The 17742-nt window shown below is 60.9% G+C and carries 17 protein-coding genes and 2 pseudogenes; 13 read left to right on the top strand and 6 right to left on the bottom strand.

The window, feature by feature from the left end; translation table 11 throughout:
• Positions 1–181: 181 nt before the first annotated feature.
• The 8 genes from AC3ANX_RS16040 (at position 182) to AC3ANX_RS16005 (ending at position 6368) form a co-directional block, all read left to right on the top strand.
• Positions 182–938 (top strand): IS5 family transposase gene (locus tag AC3ANX_RS16040; protein ID WP_488334240.1). Its coding sequence is split into 2 segments (ribosomal slippage): positions 182–507 and positions 506–938, totalling 759 coding nucleotides; the frame shifts between segments, so codons are not numbered across the junction.
• A 389-nt stretch (positions 939–1327) separates the two neighbouring features.
• Entirely contained in the window at positions 1328–1693 is a 366-nt protein-coding gene (tnpA, locus tag AC3ANX_RS16035) for an IS66-like element accessory protein TnpA (RefSeq protein WP_488334233.1), read from the top strand.
• Positions 1690–2031 (top strand): IS66 family insertion sequence element accessory protein TnpB, encoded by a 342-nt coding sequence (gene tnpB, locus AC3ANX_RS16030; RefSeq protein ID WP_488334234.1) that lies wholly within the window; start codon positions 1690–1692, stop codon positions 2029–2031. The genes tnpA (AC3ANX_RS16035) and tnpB (AC3ANX_RS16030) overlap by 4 nt, the downstream gene beginning before the upstream one ends.
• 48 nt (positions 2032–2079) lie before the next feature.
• A complete protein-coding gene (tnpC, locus tag AC3ANX_RS16025; protein ID WP_488336893.1) occupies positions 2080–3723 on the top strand; it encodes an IS66 family transposase in 1644 nt (547 codons plus the stop codon).
• Positions 3681–3956 (top strand): hypothetical protein, encoded by a 276-nt coding sequence (locus AC3ANX_RS16020; RefSeq protein ID WP_488334235.1) that lies wholly within the window; start codon positions 3681–3683, stop codon positions 3954–3956. The genes tnpC (AC3ANX_RS16025) and AC3ANX_RS16020 overlap by 43 nt, the downstream gene beginning before the upstream one ends.
• Positions 3957–4138: 182 nt before the next feature.
• Positions 4139–4888 (top strand): AraC family transcriptional regulator, encoded by a 750-nt coding sequence (locus tag AC3ANX_RS16015; RefSeq protein WP_488334239.1) that lies wholly within the window; start codon positions 4139–4141, stop codon positions 4886–4888.
• 663 nt (positions 4889–5551) lie between these two features.
• Positions 5552–5893, top strand: a complete 342-nt coding sequence (locus tag AC3ANX_RS16010) for a hypothetical protein (protein ID WP_488334238.1) — start codon at positions 5552–5554, stop codon at positions 5891–5893.
• A 310-nt stretch (positions 5894–6203) separates the two neighbouring features.
• A complete protein-coding gene (locus tag AC3ANX_RS16005) occupies positions 6204–6368 on the top strand; it encodes a hypothetical protein (RefSeq protein ID WP_488334237.1) in 165 nt (54 codons plus the stop codon).
• Positions 6369–6994: 626 nt separating this feature from the next.
• Here AC3ANX_RS16005 and AC3ANX_RS16000 read toward each other — a convergent pair.
• From AC3ANX_RS16000 to tnpA (AC3ANX_RS15980), 5 genes are all read right to left on the bottom strand, one after another.
• Positions 6995–7198, bottom strand: coding sequence for a hypothetical protein (locus AC3ANX_RS16000; RefSeq protein ID WP_488334236.1), 204 nt, complete (start codon positions 7196–7198; stop codon positions 6995–6997).
• A 603-nt stretch (positions 7199–7801) separates the two neighbouring features.
• Positions 7802–8077 (bottom strand): hypothetical protein, encoded by a 276-nt coding sequence (locus tag AC3ANX_RS15995; protein ID WP_488334235.1) that lies wholly within the window; start codon positions 8075–8077, stop codon positions 7802–7804.
• A complete protein-coding gene (tnpC, locus tag AC3ANX_RS15990; RefSeq protein WP_488336893.1) occupies positions 8035–9678 on the bottom strand; it encodes an IS66 family transposase in 1644 nt (547 codons plus the stop codon). Before tnpC (AC3ANX_RS15990) ends, AC3ANX_RS15995 begins: the two co-directional genes overlap by 43 nt.
• 48 nt (positions 9679–9726) lie before the next feature.
• Positions 9727–10068: an IS66 family insertion sequence element accessory protein TnpB gene (tnpB, locus tag AC3ANX_RS15985; protein ID WP_488334234.1), complete on the bottom strand. Its 342-nt coding sequence runs from the start codon at positions 10066–10068 to the stop codon at positions 9727–9729.
• Positions 10065–10430, bottom strand: coding sequence for an IS66-like element accessory protein TnpA (tnpA, locus tag AC3ANX_RS15980; protein WP_488334233.1), 366 nt, complete (start codon positions 10428–10430; stop codon positions 10065–10067). Before tnpA (AC3ANX_RS15980) ends, tnpB (AC3ANX_RS15985) begins: the two co-directional genes overlap by 4 nt.
• 88 nt (positions 10431–10518) lie before the next feature.
• Between tnpA (AC3ANX_RS15980) and AC3ANX_RS15975 the strand changes: the two are divergent.
• Positions 10519–11297 (top strand): annotated as a pseudogene (locus AC3ANX_RS15975) (IS5 family transposase).
• A 68-nt stretch (positions 11298–11365) separates the two neighbouring features.
• Positions 11366–11999: pseudogene (locus AC3ANX_RS15970) on the top strand (IS5 family transposase); the annotation flags it as partial.
• 784 nt (positions 12000–12783) lie between these two features.
• Here the strand turns inward: AC3ANX_RS15970 and AC3ANX_RS15965 are convergent.
• Positions 12784–13833: a mannose-1-phosphate guanylyltransferase gene (locus AC3ANX_RS15965; RefSeq protein ID WP_488336973.1), complete on the bottom strand. Its 1050-nt coding sequence runs from the start codon at positions 13831–13833 to the stop codon at positions 12784–12786.
• A gap of 378 nt (positions 13834–14211) precedes the next feature.
• On the opposite strand from AC3ANX_RS15965, the gene gmd reads away from it, so the two are divergent.
• From gmd to AC3ANX_RS15950, 3 genes are read left to right on the top strand one after another with little or no spacing between them, the layout of a single operon-like run.
• The gene (gene gmd, locus AC3ANX_RS15960) at positions 14212–15336 is read left to right on the top strand and encodes a GDP-mannose 4,6-dehydratase (RefSeq protein WP_488334232.1); all 1125 of its coding nucleotides are present in this window, start codon (positions 14212–14214) and stop codon (positions 15334–15336) included.
• Between the two features lie 11 nt (positions 15337–15347).
• On the top strand, positions 15348–16307 hold the full coding sequence (fcl, locus tag AC3ANX_RS15955) for a GDP-L-fucose synthase (RefSeq protein ID WP_488334231.1): 960 nt from the start codon (positions 15348–15350) through the stop codon (positions 16305–16307).
• Positions 16304–17530, top strand: coding sequence for a WcaI family glycosyltransferase (locus AC3ANX_RS15950; protein ID WP_488334230.1), 1227 nt, complete (start codon positions 16304–16306; stop codon positions 17528–17530). Before fcl ends, AC3ANX_RS15950 begins: the two co-directional genes overlap by 4 nt.
• Positions 17531–17742: the final 212 nt, after the last annotated feature.

The raw sequence follows: 17742 nt of genomic DNA, 5'->3' as shown, positions 1-17742 counted from the left end.
AAAGGGAGCTCACATCGACGCTGTGTCGCCAAGGGCGCCGGCACAAAGCGCGTTGGAAGTGCGTGCGGACATCGGCGCTAGCGTCCACGTGATAGGACCTACGAGCTAGGCTCAGGACCTATTAAATTGCTTGCGGAGATTGCGATTGGTTGATTCAGTGGTGGTGCGAGGAGGCGCTATCATGAGTGATCTGATCTGGTTGTCGGAGGCGCAGATGCGCCGCATTGAACCGTATTTCCCGTTATCGCACGGGGTGCCTCGGGTCGATGATCGGCGGATCATCAGCGGGATCATCTTCGTGATCAGAAACGGTCTGCGCTGGCGCGACGCGCCAGCCGAGTACGGGCCGCCGAAGACGATCTACAATCGGTTCATCCGCTGGAGCCGGCTTGGTGTGTTCAACAAGATCTTTGCAGGCCTTGCAGCGAAAGGCGGCAAGCCTGACCAGTTGATGATCGACGCCACGCATCTCAAGGCGCACCGGACGGCTGCAAGCCTTTTAAAAAGGGTCTGTTCCCCGACGTATTGGACGCATCAAGGGCGGCCTGAACTCGAAGCTCCATGCCGTCTGCGATGACAGGGGCAGACCGCTCGTCATGCTGTTGAGCGAAGGCCAGATGAGCGACTACAAGGGTGCCGCCCTCATGCTCGACGCCTTGCCCAGGGCCAAGGCGCTGCTAGGCGACAAAGGCTATGACGCCGACTGGTTTCGCGCTGCGCTGGCCAAGCGCAAGATCATGGCTTGCATCCCCTCAAAGACGAACCGCAAAACGCCAATCCCGCACGACGCCGCACTCTATCGGCAGCGCCACAAAATAGAGAACATGTTCGGAAGGCTCAAGGATTGGCGGCGTATCCACACGCGCTATGATCGCTGCGCGCATACCTTCATGTCAGCCATCTGCATCGCCGCAACCGTCATCTTCTGGCTCAATTAACGAGTCGTGACCCTAGCTATAACGAGCACCATCCTCGTGTCTGACCCAATGTCAAATACAAGGATACGCACGGCTCTGTATCATCGCCTCTGATTGGTGAAGCTGCACCACATCCCTTAACCGCAACAATGTTGTGATACCTCGCCACCGCCGCGCGGCCGTTCGCGGATGAAGCTGTGAGTGACCCAGAGCCTGCTGCTTGGCAGGGTGGAAACGACATTGCAGCCGTGTAGACCCGTCGTGCCGTGTGCCGCCTCATTTCACCTCGCGGCGGCGATCACGTTGCTAAGGATGTATCCATCCGGCGACACCCGCCTTGCGGGTATCAGGGGCAACGCTCTTATGACCACGCTTAGGAGCGCTCTTGAGCGCGCGCTTTGGAGTGGTTGATGGGTCAGGTCGCAATCTACTCGCGGGTCGAGCGGCGTCGCCGGTGGAGTGACGAGGAGCGCTGGCAGATCTTGGAGGAGGCGTTTTCGCCGGGTGCCAAGGTGCTGCACGTGGCGCGGCAGCACGACGTCTCGACAGGGCTGATCTACACCTGGCGGCGCAAGCGGCTCGCCGCGCAGCTTAAGACGGCGTCAGCCGCGTGCGACCAGGGGTTCGCCGAGGCAGTGCTCGTCGGGGAGACAGAGCCGGTCACGCCAACTACGACGCCGGCCATTGTCATCGACCTGGAGAGTGGCAAACGCGTCAGTATCTTCGCCTCGGCGTCGCCCGCGCTGGCGGTCGCGGCGCTGAAGGCGCTGCGGTGATCCCGCCGGGCGCGCGGGTGTGGATTGCGATGGGTCACACCGACATGAGGAAGGGCATGCAAGGGCTGGCGCTCATGGTGCAGCAGCAGCTCCACCGGGATCCGCACGGCGGGGATCTGTTTGTATTCCGGGGTCGACTCGGCTCGCTGGTAAAGATCATCTGGCACGACGGTCTGGGCATGTCGCTCTATGCTAAACGCCTGGAGAAGGGCCGCTTCATCTGGCCGTCGGCGAAGGACGGCGTGGTGTCGCTCACCGCCTCACAGCTGGCCTGCCTGCTCGAGGGTATCGACTGGCGCAACCCGCAGTACAGCTGGCGCCCGGCGAGCGCCGGATAGACCATTATCGCCTTGCGCGGAGAGGCCGAGGATGATTCACTCTTGCTCGTGGGAACGCTTGTCTCGCCTCTTCCGGACGATGTCGATGCGCTGAAGGCGCTACTTGCTGCTGCCCTGCAACGCGCCGACGAGGCGGAGGCGCGCGCCGCCAACGCCGTCGCCCGCGAGAGCGCCATCGAGGCGGTCATCGCGCACCTGAAGCTGCAGATCGCCAAGCTCAGGCGGGAGCAGTATGGCCCGAGCGCCGAGCGCAGTCGCCGCCTGCTCGAGCAGATGGAACTCCAGCTCGAGGATCTCGAGGCCGACGCCAGCGCGGACGACCTCGCCGCCGAGGCCGCCGCCAACACCGCCAGCGTCGCGCCGTTCGAGCGCAAGCGGCCGGTCAGAAAGCCGTTTCCCGAGCATCTGCCACGCGAGCGCGTCGTCATCCCGGTGCCATGCGCGTGCCCCGCCTGCGGCGGCTCGCGTCTGTCGAAGCTGGGCGAAGACGTGACCGAGACCCTCGAGGTGGTCCCGCGGTCGTGGAAGGTCATCCAGACGGTGCGCGAAAAGGTTTCGTGTCGGGACTGCGAGACCATCAGCCAGCCGCCCGCGCCGTTCCACGTCGTGCCGCGCGGCTGGGCGGGGCCGAGCTTCCTCGCCATGCTGCTGTTCGAGAAGTACGGGCAGCACCAACCGCTCAACCGCCAAGCCGGGCGGTTCGCGCGCGAGGGCGTGCCGCTCAGCGTTTCGACGCTCGCCGACCAGGTCGGCGCTGCAGCCTTCGCGCTGACGCCGCTCTACAAGCGCATCGAAGCGCACGTCCTCGCCGCCGAACGCATCCACGGCGACGACACCACGGTGCCGGTTATGGCCAAGGGCAAGACCGACATCGCTCGATTATGGGTGTACGTGCGCGACGACACCCCGTTTGCCGGCACCGACCCGCCGGCGGCGCTCTTCCACTATTCGCGCGATCGCCGTGGTGAGCACCCGCAGGCGCATCTCGCCAGCTGGTCGGGCATCTTTCAGGCCGACGCCTACGGCGGCTACGGCGAGCTGTACCGCGACGGTCGGGGCGCAGGCCGCGTGCTCGAGGCCGGGTGCTTCGCGCACGCCCGGCGCAAGTTCTTCGAGCTCGCCGACGTCGAGGGCGCCGCCTGCAAGAAGAGCCGCGGCGAGCGGACCGGCATGATCTACCCCATCGCGCTCGATGCGGTGAAACGGCTGGACGCGCTCTTCGACATCGAGCGCGCCGTCAACGGCAGGCCTGCCGCCGAGCGGCTCGTGGTCCGTCAGGAGCTCAGCGCGCCGCTGATGGCGGAGCTCCACACCTGGCTGACCGACCAGCGCGCCGGGCTGTCGCGCAACCACGACCTTACGAAAGCTTGTCTCTACATGCTCCGCCGCTGGGAGGCGTTCACGCGCTTCCTCGACGACGGCCGCGTCTGTCTCTCGAACAACGCTGCGGAACGCGCCCTTCGCTGCGTGCCGCTCGGCCGCAAGGCATGGCTGTTCTGCGGCTCGGACCGGGGCGGCCAGCGCGCCGCCATCCTCTACACGCTCATCCAGACCGCCCGGCTCAACAACGTCGACCCGCAAGCCTGGCTCGCCGACGTGCTCGCCCGCATTGCCGACCACCCCGCGACCCGGCTCGACGAACTGCTGCCGTGGACCTGGACGCCTCAGATCCAGGTCGCGAACGCCGCCTGATGGCCGCCCCGTCAATGGTGTTCACCGCGCGCTTTGCAGCGAGACACTTTGGCGTAGACATCGGCGTGATTGAGGAACTTGCTGAGGAGATGGCGCCCGAAGATGGCTGCCTCAGCGTCATCGACAGCCTTGAAGACGACGCGGAGTCCACCACAGCCTTCACCCGCCGCGGTCTCGACTACCTCGACGAACTCCTCGACCAGCGCCGCTCAGACTTCATGCAGGAAAGCTGACCCGGTCCGCGGCCTTCAGCGGATGGATACCTAAGGATCGCAATTTTGCATAGCGCATACCATCCACCGCGGTTCGCAAGCATCATCAGTGTTGGCAGTATCATGACGGACATACCGACCAAGCTGCGTCGACGGATGCAGCGTCCGAACCAATGAGTACCAAACGTGCGCCGAGGATGGTCATGTCGCGCATGGCCGGCGCGACCATGCGGTCTGATACCGAACCGCTGAGCGACCAGCGTGCGCAGCTCCTGATCCCGCTGCGTGGCGCGCTGGTATGTGCATCGCAGCGGGGCCTGTGGCTGGCTCCGCCGAACTGTGCGATGTGGATCCCGAGCGGAAAGTTGCACAGCCTCACGGCGTTCGGTGCGATGAGCGGAGCGAAGGTGCTGCTCGACCCCGAACTCGCTGGCGACTTGCCAATGGTGATCTGCACCCTCGCGGTTTCCAAGAACGTGAACATGCTGTCGGCCAGCTTTCTGGAACGCGCGGCAGGCGACGGAGCGACACCGGTCCCGTCTGATCTGCGAGACCTGTTGCTTGCAGAAGTGGCGGAAGCTTCCATTGAAAACCTGCATCTGCCCATGCCTGTTAACGCGCGGCTGCGGCATGTCGCCGCGGCAGTAATGGTGAATCCGGCATCGCGGCGATCGCGGGCAGAATTGGCGATGGACGCAGGCATCTGCGAGCGAACGCTCGATCGTGGCATGGTGCGCGAGACCGGTTTCGGGTTCGGGCGCTGGCGCCAGCAGTTTGCCATCACGATGGCACTGCGCATGATCGCGGAAGGATCTTCGATACAGGCCGTCGCCGCCAAGCTCGGCTATGAAAGTTCGGGTGGCTTTATCAAGATGTTTCGCAAAGTAATGGGGAAGCCGCCGGCACGCTATGTCCGCGCACTGGGTGACAGTGATCAGCCGCGATCGGCCTGAAGCATCGATCCATTGGACGGGCCTCAGCAGACATACGCCGAAGTCGCAGTGGTAGAAGACGGCGTCGCGTTCTCCGGCACACGACCGCGTCTGTGCGGATGACGGGTCTTGCGGAAGCGGACGCTCAATCGACGTTTTCCAATCGCCTCTGGCGTCTGCGTGCGGAGGAGTACGCCGCGCGCGCGGGCTTGGCGCCAACGCCGCTTTGATCAGAGCGGATCGCCAGGAGCAGCCGGCTCGGCCTACCCGCCTGCGGAAAGGTCAACGAGGCGCACGCATGTACACCTCGTGCCGACGGGCCCGCATCGGTGAGCGTGGATACGTCGTGACAGACGGATCAGTAAGAGGGGATCGAGCCCTTCAACCTTGGCTCGGTCACGATCGTAATGACCGAGCTTGGAAAGGCCGGCATCGGGCTATGGGAGGGTCGAAAGCGGATATCGCCCAAGCGCGGTGGATCAACGTTCCTGCTCGCCCCAACTGCGCAGCCGGTCGACGCGCCGACACTGCCCAACACTCCGGGCGACACCAAAGCGCTCCGGGGCCGCGCATTGGCGCTCCAGCCAAGATGTGAAAGGTATTCGAGCCGAAGCGTACCGGCTACGGTCGGTGACGAATGGTGCGGACGTGCCGCAGTTCAGGCGGATGAGTAGGGACGAGATGGTGAGATCCTTCGATGGCCGGTGGCAACTCGACTTGTTGAATGGCGCTCCAGAGCCGGAAAGCAACCAGTTCACGTTGGTCGAAGGCGTCATTCTAATGTCAGGTACGGGGGCGCTCATCGGAACGTATGAGGTGACGACGGATCATCTGGTGCTGATGATCGCGATCGGGGCCGTGCAGACGGAGGACGGGTGGTCAACGCGCGTTCGTCTACCACTCAAGGGTGCTCTCGCCGGCGTTCATATGCTTGGCGAGGTCGAGATACTATTCGGCGAAGGCGAGTGCATTCCGTTCTCCGACTGCGCCCTCTATCGTCTGAGCGGTCAAAAAAAGGTGGTTTAGATGTGTAACGTTGGTAAAAAAGCGCGTTAACATGGAGCGGCGGTAGGAGTTAGTCTGCGCCGAACAGGCCGGAGCGTGAAAGCAGGCCATTGCGGTATTGCGTCAATTGCGGGCAGCTCGGGTCTAATGATTTGCCGGGCTTACCCCGATCATGTGCAGTCGATTTCAATTGCTGCGGCTTGGTGTCGCTACGTGGCGGCCGTGCTCGCAGCATTGGAGCCAGGTGAGCGAAGCGTGAGACGAGAAGGCGCCTTGCGCACAGCGGGTACGGACGCGTAGGACTGCCGGGCTCAGGGCAGTCGGAGGTGCTATGTCGGTTCTGCTGGTCGCGTGGTTGCTGGTTCCACTCGCGACCCTTCTCCTAATGAAAAAAGATCCCTCGTCCAAGATTTTGCAAATATCGCAACAGATTGCGCTTTGGATGATCGCAATCGGCGGCGTCCTTGCGTTTATCGCCCTGTACCAGACCTTCTAATTTGAAGGGCGAACGTATCACCCTCATACCGAAGACGGCGCAATCGTAATCTGAAGCGCTCTTATGCCTATGCAATGCTCGCGGAACATTAGGCGCTTGCCGCAGGGAAAAAGCAATTAGGGCAGGCTGGTTGCCTTTGCGCTTTCCAGAAAGATCTTAGATTTAACGCAAATGGGGCACGGTCGAGGGGAACTCTGAAGAGGGTACGAAACAACATGCGGCTTCATATCACAATGCGGAGGTTGTATCCTGCTTGGAATGGCAAGCGGCACCTTCGATCGCGACCGTCCTGAGTGTTGGTCAGTGCTCGACGACTTCGATCCCGCTGTCATTATAGGCGGGAAGGTCTTGCCCTTTTCCGAAGGCAGCGCGTGCCCAGAGCTTGAAAATGCCGCATACGATCATGAGCATGAGATTTCCAACGGAGTTCATCGCGTACTCGCAATCGTTAGGGCGACCGGCTGTTTCCACGCCTATGGCATCAAGCGCAGCGGTATACAAACGTCGCGCGGGCGGAGGGCCTCCCCGGTCAGGCGCCGCTGGGCATAAGCGATACATTGTCGGGGTTCGCAAAGCTGCGCTATGGACGTTGCGCGGAAGGGGCCTAGAATGATGACCAGCGAGCGTCAGAAGAGCAGTTTGATAATGACGCTGCGGGTTTGTCTCTGGGCGTTGACCGTCTTTTTGCCCGCGATCTCTGTTGTAGCGGTATAAATCCAGGCGGATACAATGGAGCGCATTCGATTTTTTTGCTGCTCGGTGCGATTCTGACAAGCCTTGACGCTGCGGCGGAAATTGGGCTCTACCGTAGCAGCCGGCGGAGCGCTCAAACTGCCTCATAAGTGCTGCTTTGTTATGCACCGGGATCGTTGGAGAGTTTGAAATCGCTGGCCTGTTTCCGTAGCGTAGGATCTTCGCGTGTTAGAGCTTATTGGAGCGTCTAAGCAGGTGAATCGTTCATTATGATATCAAGGCGGCCTTAGAGAGTTTGCAGAAGCCTAGTAAATGCCTGTTACGGCAGCTCACTCGTAAAGCCATGGCGATAGCGAAGGGGCAGCGGTTAGGACGCTTGCCCATCAATAGGCGAACGTCTTCAGCGGTTACTGCGAAGCTGTAGCATCCGCAGTTATGCATTTCTTTGCTGCGGGCGGAAGTGTCGGTGACATCTAGACTCGCATGTGGCTTCCGGCCTCGGTCGTGACCAGAACCTGCCACGCTGCGACACTACAATCCTTCATGATCGCCGCGCGGAGATCTTGATCAGCTTGCCTAATGCTTGTGGCGGTCAACCCGGAGCTATTTGGCGGGGACGCAAGAGGAGCCGCTACGGTTCCGCGCAAGACTTTCTGCGCATAAGTCGGCTGAGTGGCATCGTCTTCGTCTCTTCGTCAATCGCAACGGACGTATCCATCCGCTGAAGGCCGCGGACCGGGTCAGCTTTCCTGCATGAAGTCTGAGCGGCGCTGGTCGAGGAGTTCGTCGAGGTAGTCGAGACCGCGGCGGGTGAAGGCTGTGGTGGACTCCGCGTCGTCTTCAAGGCTGTCGATGACGCTGAGGCAGCCATCTTCGGGCGCCATCTCCTCAGCAAGTTCCTCAATCACGCCGATGTCTACGCCAAAGTGTCTCGCTGCAAAGCGCGCGGTGAACACCATTGACGGGGCGGCCATCAGGCGGCGTTCGCGACCTGGATCTGAGGCGTCCAGGTCCACGGCAGCAGTTCGTCGAGCCGGGTCGCGGGGTGGTCGGCAATGCGGGCGAGCACGTCGGCGAGCCAGGCTTGCGGGTCGACGTTGTTGAGCCGGGCGGTCTGGATGAGCGTGTAGAGGATGGCGGCGCGCTGGCCGCCCCGGTCCGAGCCGCAGAACAGCCATGCCTTGCGGCCGAGCGGCACGCAGCGAAGGGCGCGTTCCGCAGCGTTGTTCGAGAGACAGACGCGGCCGTCGTCGAGGAAGCGCGTGAACGCCTCCCAGCGGCGGAGCATGTAGAGACAAGCTTTCGTAAGGTCGTGGTTGCGCGACAGCCCGGCGCGCTGGTCGGTCAGCCAGGTGTGGAGCTCCGCCATCAGCGGCGCGCTGAGCTCCTGACGGACCACGAGCCGCTCGGCGGCAGGCCTGCCGTTGACGGCGCGCTCGATGTCGAAGAGCGCGTCCAGCCGTTTCACCGCATCGAGCGCGATGGGGTAGATCATGCCGGTCCGCTCGCCGCGGCTCTTCTTGCAGGCGGCGCCCTCGACGTCGGCGAGCTCGAAGAACTTGCGCCGGGCGTGCGCGAAGCACCCGGCCTCAAGCACGCGGCCTGCGCCCCGACCGTCGCGGTACAGCTCGCCGTAGCCGCCGTAGGCGTCGGCCTGAAAGATGCCCGACCAGCTGGCGAGATGCGCCTGCGGGTGCTCACCACGGCGATCGCGCGAATAGTGGAAGAGCGCCGCCGGCGGGTCGGTGCCGGCAAACGGGGTGTCGTCGCGCACGTACACCCATAATCGAGCGATGTCGGTCTTGCCCTTGGCCATAACCGGCACCGTGGTGTCGTCGCCGTGGATGCGTTCGGCGGCGAGGACGTGCGCTTCGATGCGCTTGTAGAGCGGCGTCAGCGCGAAGGCTGCAGCGCCGACCTGGTCGGCGAGCGTCGAAACGCTGAGCGGCACGCCCTCGCGCGCGAACCGCCCGGCTTGGCGGTTGAGCGGTTGGTGCTGCCCGTACTTCTCGAACAGCAGCATGGCGAGGAAGCTCGGCCCCGCCCAGCCGCGCGGCACGACGTGGAACGGCGCGGGCGGCTGGCTGATGGTCTCGCAGTCCCGACACGAAACCTTTTCGCGCACCGTCTGGATGACCTTCCACGACCGCGGGACCACCTCGAGGGTCTCGGTCACGTCTTCGCCCAGCTTCGACAGACGCGAGCCGCCGCAGGCGGGGCACGCGCATGGCACCGGGATGACGACGCGCTCGCGTGGCAGATGCTCGGGAAACGGCTTTCTGACCGGCCGCTTGCGCTCGAACGGCGCGACGCTGGCGGTGTTGGCGGCGGCCTCGGCGGCGAGGTCGTCCGCGCTGGCGTCGGCCTCGAGATCCTCGAGCTGGAGTTCCATCTGCTCGAGCAGGCGGCGACTGCGCTCGGCGCTCGGGCCATACTGCTCCCGCCTGAGCTTGGCGATCTGCAGCTTCAGGTGCGCGATGACCGCCTCGATGGCGCTCTCGCGGGCGACGGCGTTGGCGGCGCGCGCCTCCGCCTCGTCGGCGCGTTGCAGGGCAGCAGCAAGTAGCGCCTTCAGCGCATCGACATCGTCCGGAAGAGGCGAGACAAGCGTTCCCACGAGCAAGAGTGAATCATCCTCGGCCTCTCCGCGCAAGGCGATAATGGTCTATCCGGCGCTCGCCGGGCGCCAGCTGTACTGCGGGTTGCGCCAGTCGATACCCTCGAGCAGGCAGGCCAGCTGTGAGGCGGTGAGCGACACCACGCCGTCCTTCGCCGACGGCCAGATGAAGCGGCCCTTCTCCAGGCGTTTAGCATAGAGCGACATGCCCAGACCGTCGTGCCAGATGATCTTTACCAGCGAGCCGAGTCGACCCCGGAATACAAACAGATCCCCGCCGTGCGGATCCCGGTGGAGCTGCTGCTGCACCATGAGCGCCAGCCCTTGCATGCCCTTCCTCATGTCGGTGTGACCCATCGCAATCCACACCCGCGCGCCCGGCGGGATCACCGCAGCGCCTTCAGCGCCGCGACCGCCAGCGCGGGCGACGCCGAGGCGAAGATACTGACGCGTTTGCCACTCTCCAGGTCGATGACAATGGCCGGCGTCGTAGTTGGCGTGACCGGCTCTGTCTCCCCGACGAGCACTGCCTCGGCGAACCCCTGGTCGCACGCGGCTGACGCCGTCTTAAGCTGCGCGGCGAGCCGCTTGCGCCGCCAGGTGTAGATCAGCCCTGTCGAGACGTCGTGCTGCCGCGCCACGTGCAGCACCTTGGCACCCGGCGAAAACGCCTCCTCCAAGATCTGCCAGCGCTCCTCGTCACTCCACCGGCGACGCCGCTCGACCCGCGAGTAGATTGCGACCTGACCCATCAACCACTCCAAAGCGCGCGCTCAAGAGCGCTCCTAGGGTCAAAACTCAATCAGCAGCTTGAGGTGCATAGCCTTTCCTGATTCAAAGATGGCTGTGGATCATGGGAGGTTGAGCATGGCGCTGTTCTGGTTGTCGGATGAGGCGTGGGCGGCAATTGAGCCGCATCTGCCGAGGAACCAGCCCGGTGCCCGACGTGTCGATGATCGCCGGGTGATTTCGGGCATTTTGCACGTGCTGAAGGTGGGCTGCCGCTGGTGCGACTGCCCGGCCGATTACGGGCCATCTACGACGGTCTATAACCGCTTCAACCGATGGTCGCGGCGAGGCTTCTGGCTCAAGCTGCTGGACGCACTGGTGAACACCGGCGCGGTGACGAAAAGCACCGCAATCGACAGCACTTACATCAAGGCGCAGCGCGCGGCGTTCGGAGCAAAGGGGGGCGTGCGGCACAAGCGATCGGTCGCTCGCGCGGCGGCTGGACGACCAAAATCCACGCGCTCACAGACGTCATCGGCCGTCCCTATGCGCTGATGCTGACACCGGGCAACGTCAGCGACATGAAGGCCGCGCCCGCGCTTCTCGAACACGCAGGCCGTATACGCTACCTGCTCGGCGACAAGGGCTACGATGCTGACCGGCTACGCCGTCTCGCTCGCGATGCCGGCGCGGTCCCGGTGATCCCCGGCCGGCGCAACCGCAAGCGCGTCATCCGCTACGACAAGGACCGATACCGCGGCCGGCATCTTATCGAGAACGCCTTCTGCCGCCTGAAGGATTTCCGCCGCGTACACACGCGCTACGACAAGCTCGCCGCCAACTTCCTCTCAGCCGTGGCGCTCGCCACCGCCATCGCCTTCTGGCTGTGAACGAGTCTGAGCCCTAAGCGTGGTCATAAGAGCGTTGCCCCTGATACCCGCAAGGCGGGTGTCGCCGGATGGATACCAACGGACTGCGCTGGTGTGATGCGCCGAGCGCGTATGGTCCGCACAAGACGCTGTACAACCGGTGGAAGCGCTGGGGTGAACGGGGCGTTTTCCTCCGCATGATGGAGGGTTTTGCAGCAGCGGAGGCCGTGCCGAAGACTGTCATGATCACGCGACCTACCTGAAGGCGCACCGCACGGCATTGAGCCTGCGGGTTAAAAAGGGGATCTCGGCCGAATGATCGGCCGCAGCAAAGGCGGCATGAACATCAAGTTGCATGCCGTCAGCGATGCGGACGGACGACCCTTGAGCTTCTTCATGACCGCCGGGCAGGTCAGCGACTACACTGGTGCGGCGGCGCTGCTGGATGACCTGTCGAAAGCGCAGTGGCTGCTCGGCGACCGCGGCTATGATGCCGACTGGTTCAGGGATGCCTTGGAAGCCAAAGGCATTCAACCCTGCATCCCGGGTCGGAGATCGCGCAAGGAGCCGGTCAGATACTACAAACGCCGCTACCGGCGTCGCAGCCGTATCGAGATCATGTTTGGCCGCCTGAAAGACTGGCGTCGCATCGCCACCCGCTACGACCGATGCCCTACGGTCTTCTCCTCGGCCGTTGCCCTCGCGGCCACTGTCACCTTCTAGCTATGACCAACGAGTCCTGACCCTAAATACATCACTCTCTGGCAAAATCCAAAATCACTTACTATCATTAACATCTTCGATAATGCACTTCTTTGTTGCGGACGGTAAAGTAGGCGACATTTGAACACGCGCGTCTTCGCCAACAGCTGTTTCAATCGTAACCTGCCACGCAGCAACATTGCAATCTTTCATGACAGTCAATCTAAGAGCTTCGTCGCGCTGACGTTGTGAGGCAGGACTGAGTGCCGTGCTGTTTGGCGCTACGAGGTCTGGTGTGGTTGTACCCGGTAGCACCCTCTTCGCAGATCTCGACGCTGCTTGGGCTGACACGTTAGCCGGCGCCGACAAAGCGATGAAAAGTGGAAGTAGGAACGATAAGTAATCGGCTCTCACAATCTTTTCCTAAATAGTAAAATTCTCTTATGTTGCAGTTTCACCGAGTGAACATAACCCTGAAGAGCAGGTTGGCGTTTAAGATGTATAAAGATCCTTGCAATAAGGATTTGATCTGTCATGATTTACGTGTTGCGTGAGCGAAGCCCGAGGCGTTTCGGTATGTGTGCCGAAGTGCTCATTCTGCTCCCGCATTACAAGAGAAAGTTCAATCGGCCTAGATATCATCGGCAAAGTTAATAATTGAGTCGAGCTTTATCGTTGATACAATCAGACGCGTCCTCAAGCAAACCTCAACTTGGATCAGCCGCAGAGGGCATCTCGCCAAAGCAGCGGTTTAGGCGCATTATCAGCGGCCGTGCCGTACCATTCACCTCGCCAATGACGCTCATCAGGCCTGGCCTTCTATCCCCAGATTGGAGGTGTGCCCTCGGGTGATTGGCTGTTGGCTTTTCATCGCCTCGATCAGTTTCTTGACCTCCTGGCTACGGCCGCGCGGCAGGATCAGCACGTCGTTACCGCTCGCCACTGCGATGAGGTCGTCCACGCCGACGATCGCGACGCGCACGCCGTCGGTGCGCACCAGGCAATTGGTGGTCTCGATCGCGATCACCTCACCGGCGGCGCCGCTCGAATGCGCGTTGCCGGCGGCGTCGAGATCGCTGATCGCGTGCAGCGCGTCCCAGCTGCCGACATCGTTCCAGCCCATGCTGACCGGCACCACCGCGACGCGTTCGGCCTTCTCCATCACCGCATAATCGATCGACACGTCGGGCGAAGCGGCGAACGCTTCGGCATCGGGGAGGATGCGCGTGCCCTCGCGCTCCGCCTTCGCCATCGCGAGCTGGCAGGCCGCGAGCATCGTCGGCGCATGCGTCGCCAGCGCGGCGAGATAGGTGTCGGCGCGGAACAGGAAGATGCCGCCGTTCCAGGTATGGTCGCCCGCGGCAAGCATCGCCTCGGCCTTGTCGCGCGGCGGCTTCTCGACGAAATGCGCGACACGGTGCACGCCATCGGCAACCGCTTCACCGACCTTGATCCAGCCATAGCCGGTCTCGGGCGCGTCGGGGGAAATGCCGAAGGTGATGAGCCAGCCTTCATCGACGAGCGGCATCGCGGCATGGATCGCGGCGTGGAACGCCTCGACATCGGCGATGACGTGATCCGAGGGCATCACCAGCAGCGGGCTTGCGCCATCGGCGGCGAGTGCCGCCAGGGCGATCGCGGGTGCGGTGTTGCGTCCCATCGGCTCGAGGATCACCGCCTGCGCACCCGCACCGATATGGCTGAGCTGTTCGTCGACCATGTCCGCATGGCGCGCATTGGCGACGACGATCGGCCCGCTGAAATGCTCGCCGCGCGCGCGCATCGCGGTGAGCTGGAGCATCGTCTCCTCGGCCGTCAAGGCGAGCATCTGCTTGGGCCGCTCCGGCCGCGACATCGGCCATAGCCGCGTTCCCGAGCCCCCGGACAGGATGACGGGGGTGATCGGCGTCGAAAGCGGCATCGGCGGGTCTCTTGAAAATATGATCAGGCATTCGTCGTCAGCTGCGCTACGAGTGCTTGCGCAAGTCGTTACCCGCGCTGCCAACTTATCAGCCATAGTACTGCAAATTTGCGCTGCAATGCAACAAACGACTGGCAGCGCTGGGGCTGGTAAATGAAGCGCCTAATTTGGCCTCTGCGGGCCTCCCTCCGTGCATGCTCAGAGCAGTGCCGCGTCGAGGCGTCGTTGCGGTGCGGAATAGTTTCTGGCATGACTCGGCAGTCAATATATGTATTTTGCGCAACGCCTGTGTGGCTGAAGAAGGAGCGAGCGGTGACATCACGTAAGAGGGCGCTGATCACGGGTATAACCGGGCAGGATGGCTCGTACTTGGCTGAATTTTTGATTGAAAAAGGCTACGAGGTTCACGGGATCAAGCGTCGAGCATCCTCGTTTAACACGCAGCGAATAGATCACATTTATCAAGATCCCCATGCAGACGCTCCCAATCTAACCCTTCACTACGGAGATTTGTCCGATACATCCAGTTTGACGCGAATATTGCGCGAAACGCAGCCCGATGAAGTTTATAATCTTGGTGCACAGAGCCACGTGGCGGTTAGTTTCGAGGCGCCAGAATATACTGCAGACGTCGACGCGATCGGGACATTGCGCCTGCTGGAAGCCATCCGCTTTTTAGGCCTCGAGAAGACTCGCTTCTATCAAGCATCTACTAGCGAACTTTACGGTCTAGTGCAGGAAATCCCTCAGCGGGAAACTACGCCGTTTTATCCTCGTAGCCCTTATGCAGTTGCGAAGCTCTACGCCTACTGGATTACGGTAAACTATCGCGAAGCCTATGGCATGTACGCCTGCAACGGCGTGCTGTTCAATCATGAGAGCCCGCGCCGCGGAGAGACGTTTGTGACTCGGAAAATCACACGCGGGCTCGCCAACGTGGCGCAAGGCGTCGAGAGTTGCCTTTTTATGGGCAATATCGATTCTCTACGCGATTGGGGACATGCAAAGGATTACGTCCGCATGCAATGGATGATGCTGCAGCAGGACCGCGCCGAAGATTTTGTCATTGCGACGGGCGTCCAGTATTCCGTACGTCAGTTCATTACGTGGTCGGCGGCACATCTGGGCATCACGTTGCATTTTGAGGGCGATGGGATTGATGAAGTCGGCGTCGCGGTCAAGGTTGAAGGCGATGAAGCGCCTGCGGTGACTGCGGGTGACGTGCTGGTTCGTATCGACCCGCGTTACTTTCGCCCCGCCGAGGTCGAGACGCTACTCGGCGATCCCAATCGTGCGAAGGAACGGCTTGGCTGGGTGCCAGAAATCAGCGCACAGGAGATGTGTGCCGAGATGGTATCAGCTGATCTGAAGATCGCTAAGCGTCACGCTTTGCTCAAGTCACATGGCTATGAGATGTCGGTCGCGATTGAAGGTTGAGGAGTCCACCAATGCGCATTTACGTAGCGGGTCATCGCGGCATGGTGGGCGGGGCGATCGCGCGCAAACTACACGATCGCGGTGTCGAGGTTGTCACCCGTACGCATGCCGAACTTGACCTCACCGATCAATTGGCCGTGGCTGCCTTCTTTGCCGATGAAAAACCCGATGGCGTGATACTGGCGGCTGCTAAGGTTGGCGGCATTTACGCTAACAATACCTACCCGGCGACATTCATATACGAGAACCTGATGATCGAGGCGAACGTCATCCATCAGGCATATAGGGCCGGAGTGCGGCGCCTGCTTTTTTTAGGCTCGTCATGCATCTATCCGCGCGCCGTGGCGCAGCCTATGCGCGAGGAGGCGCTTCTTACCGGCGCTTTAGAGCTAACAAACGAGCCTTATGCTATCGCAAAGATCGCAGGGATTAAGCTTTGCGAGAGCTACAATCGACAATTCGGTACTGATTATCGTAGCGTGATGCCAACCAATCTCTATGGTCCGGGCGACAACTTCCACCTCGAAAACAGCCATGTGATGCCCGCTCTGATCCGGCGCTTCCACGAAGCGGTTGAGAGTGGGGCAACGGAGATAGTCATTTGGGGCACGGGTACCCCGCGCCGTGAGTTCCTGCACGTTGACGATATGGCTGAGGCGTCGCTGTTCGTTTTCAACCTAGATGAAAACACCTATGAACGAAACACGCAGCCAATGCTCAGCCATATCAATGTCGGTTTCGGCAAAGACGTTTCGATCGCAGAACTTGCTGCTTTGATTGGGAAGGTCACGGGCTTCAAAGGCCGGATCGTGTTCGATGCGAAAAAGCCCGATGGTACGATGCGCAAGCTAATGGACTCGGGGCGAATTAATCAGATGGGATGGTCGCCAACTGTTAGCTTGGCGGACGGCGTATGCGAAACATATGAGTGGTTCCTCAAAAACTGTCGAAATGCTCGGGGCGAGGCATGAGAATCATCATTTTGGGTTTGAATTACGCGCCTGAGCCGGTTGGAATTGGCCCGTATACGGCAGGTACTGCTGAGTTTCTTGCGTCGAAGAACCATGATGTTAGCGTTGTTTGTGGAAAACCGTATTATCCAGAGTGGCGCATTCAAAATCCCTATCGAGGCCGCCGTGTGGCTGCCTCTACTGAGGCCGGTGTAGAGGTTCGTCGTGTTCCGATATATGTGCCGGCAAACCCCAGTGGATTGCGCCGTCTTGTACATCATATTTCATTTGCTGTGAGCGCTTTTCCAGCCGTTTTGAAGGCGGCAATATCTAAAAAGCCTGACCTCGTCATTTGCATTGCACCCTCACTGATATCGGCGGTGACGGCCAGGATAGTAGCAGCTATATTCAATGCTAGGCTGTGGCTGCATATACAAGATTTTGAAGTAGAAGCGGCGTTTGCAACTGGGCTACTCAGAGATGGCGGGATAATCGCAAAAGCTGGGAGAGCTTTTGAGCGATGGTGCCTCAAGGGTGGGATGATGAGCACGATCTCGCCTCAAATGTGTACGAAACTTGTCGATTTAGGCGTAAGCAAAGATCTTCTGTACGAATTTAGAAACTGGGCAAGTGTTGAGACTGTGGTTCCTTTGGATGGACTTTCCGTCTACCGGGCACGGTGGGACATTCGTACTCGGTTCGTCGTGCTTTACTCAGGCAATTTAGGTAACAAGCAAGGATTAGAGATCATTCCTGAGGTGGCTCGTTTGCTATCCGAGCGGGAAGACCTCACTTTTGTGGTTTGCGGCAGCGGAGCTTTAAGGGAGCGGCTGATTTCTGCAGCTGCCGGATTGTCAAATATTCGGTTCTACGATCTGCAGCCGAAAGAGATGATGTCCGACCTACTAGGAATGGCAACGGTGCATCTTCTGCCGCAAATACACGGCGCCGCAGATCTGGTCTTGCCTTCTAAATTGGCTAATATGCTCGCGTCGGGCAAGCCTGTGCTCGCTACCGCACTGCCAAACACCGGTCTGGCCCGCGAAGTTGAAGGGTGCGGTGTTGTCGTACCGCCTGGGGACGCTAAGTCTCTGGCTGTAGCGTTGAGCAACTTGCTTGATAACGAGCCGGCGCGGAAACGGTATGGTCGCGCTGGCCGGCAGCGTGCCGAGACATACTGGGCGAGGGGACCTATATTACACAATTTTGAGCAAAGGTTGTGTACATTTTTGCGAGATAACTAACTAAGTAACCGCCGACTTTAGGGGGGGGCGCCGTCATGCAGGATGACATCAAAGCAATGAACATTGGGGGTTCTGATAAATCAGTCGCGAGCCAGTTGCGTACAATGGGGCCTTTTGATGTAGGTGTGTCTGGGTCAATGTACAGTGGCGCTGCTAGTTTCACATTGAAAAATAAGATCCAAAGGGTGGTTTGGCGCTTATGTTGGTTTTTA

This window comes from Sphingomonas sp. BRN-1R, from assembly GCF_057748035.1.
The sequence above is the reverse complement of the archived record's forward strand: the minus strand, read 5'-3'. Positions and strand labels throughout refer to the sequence as shown.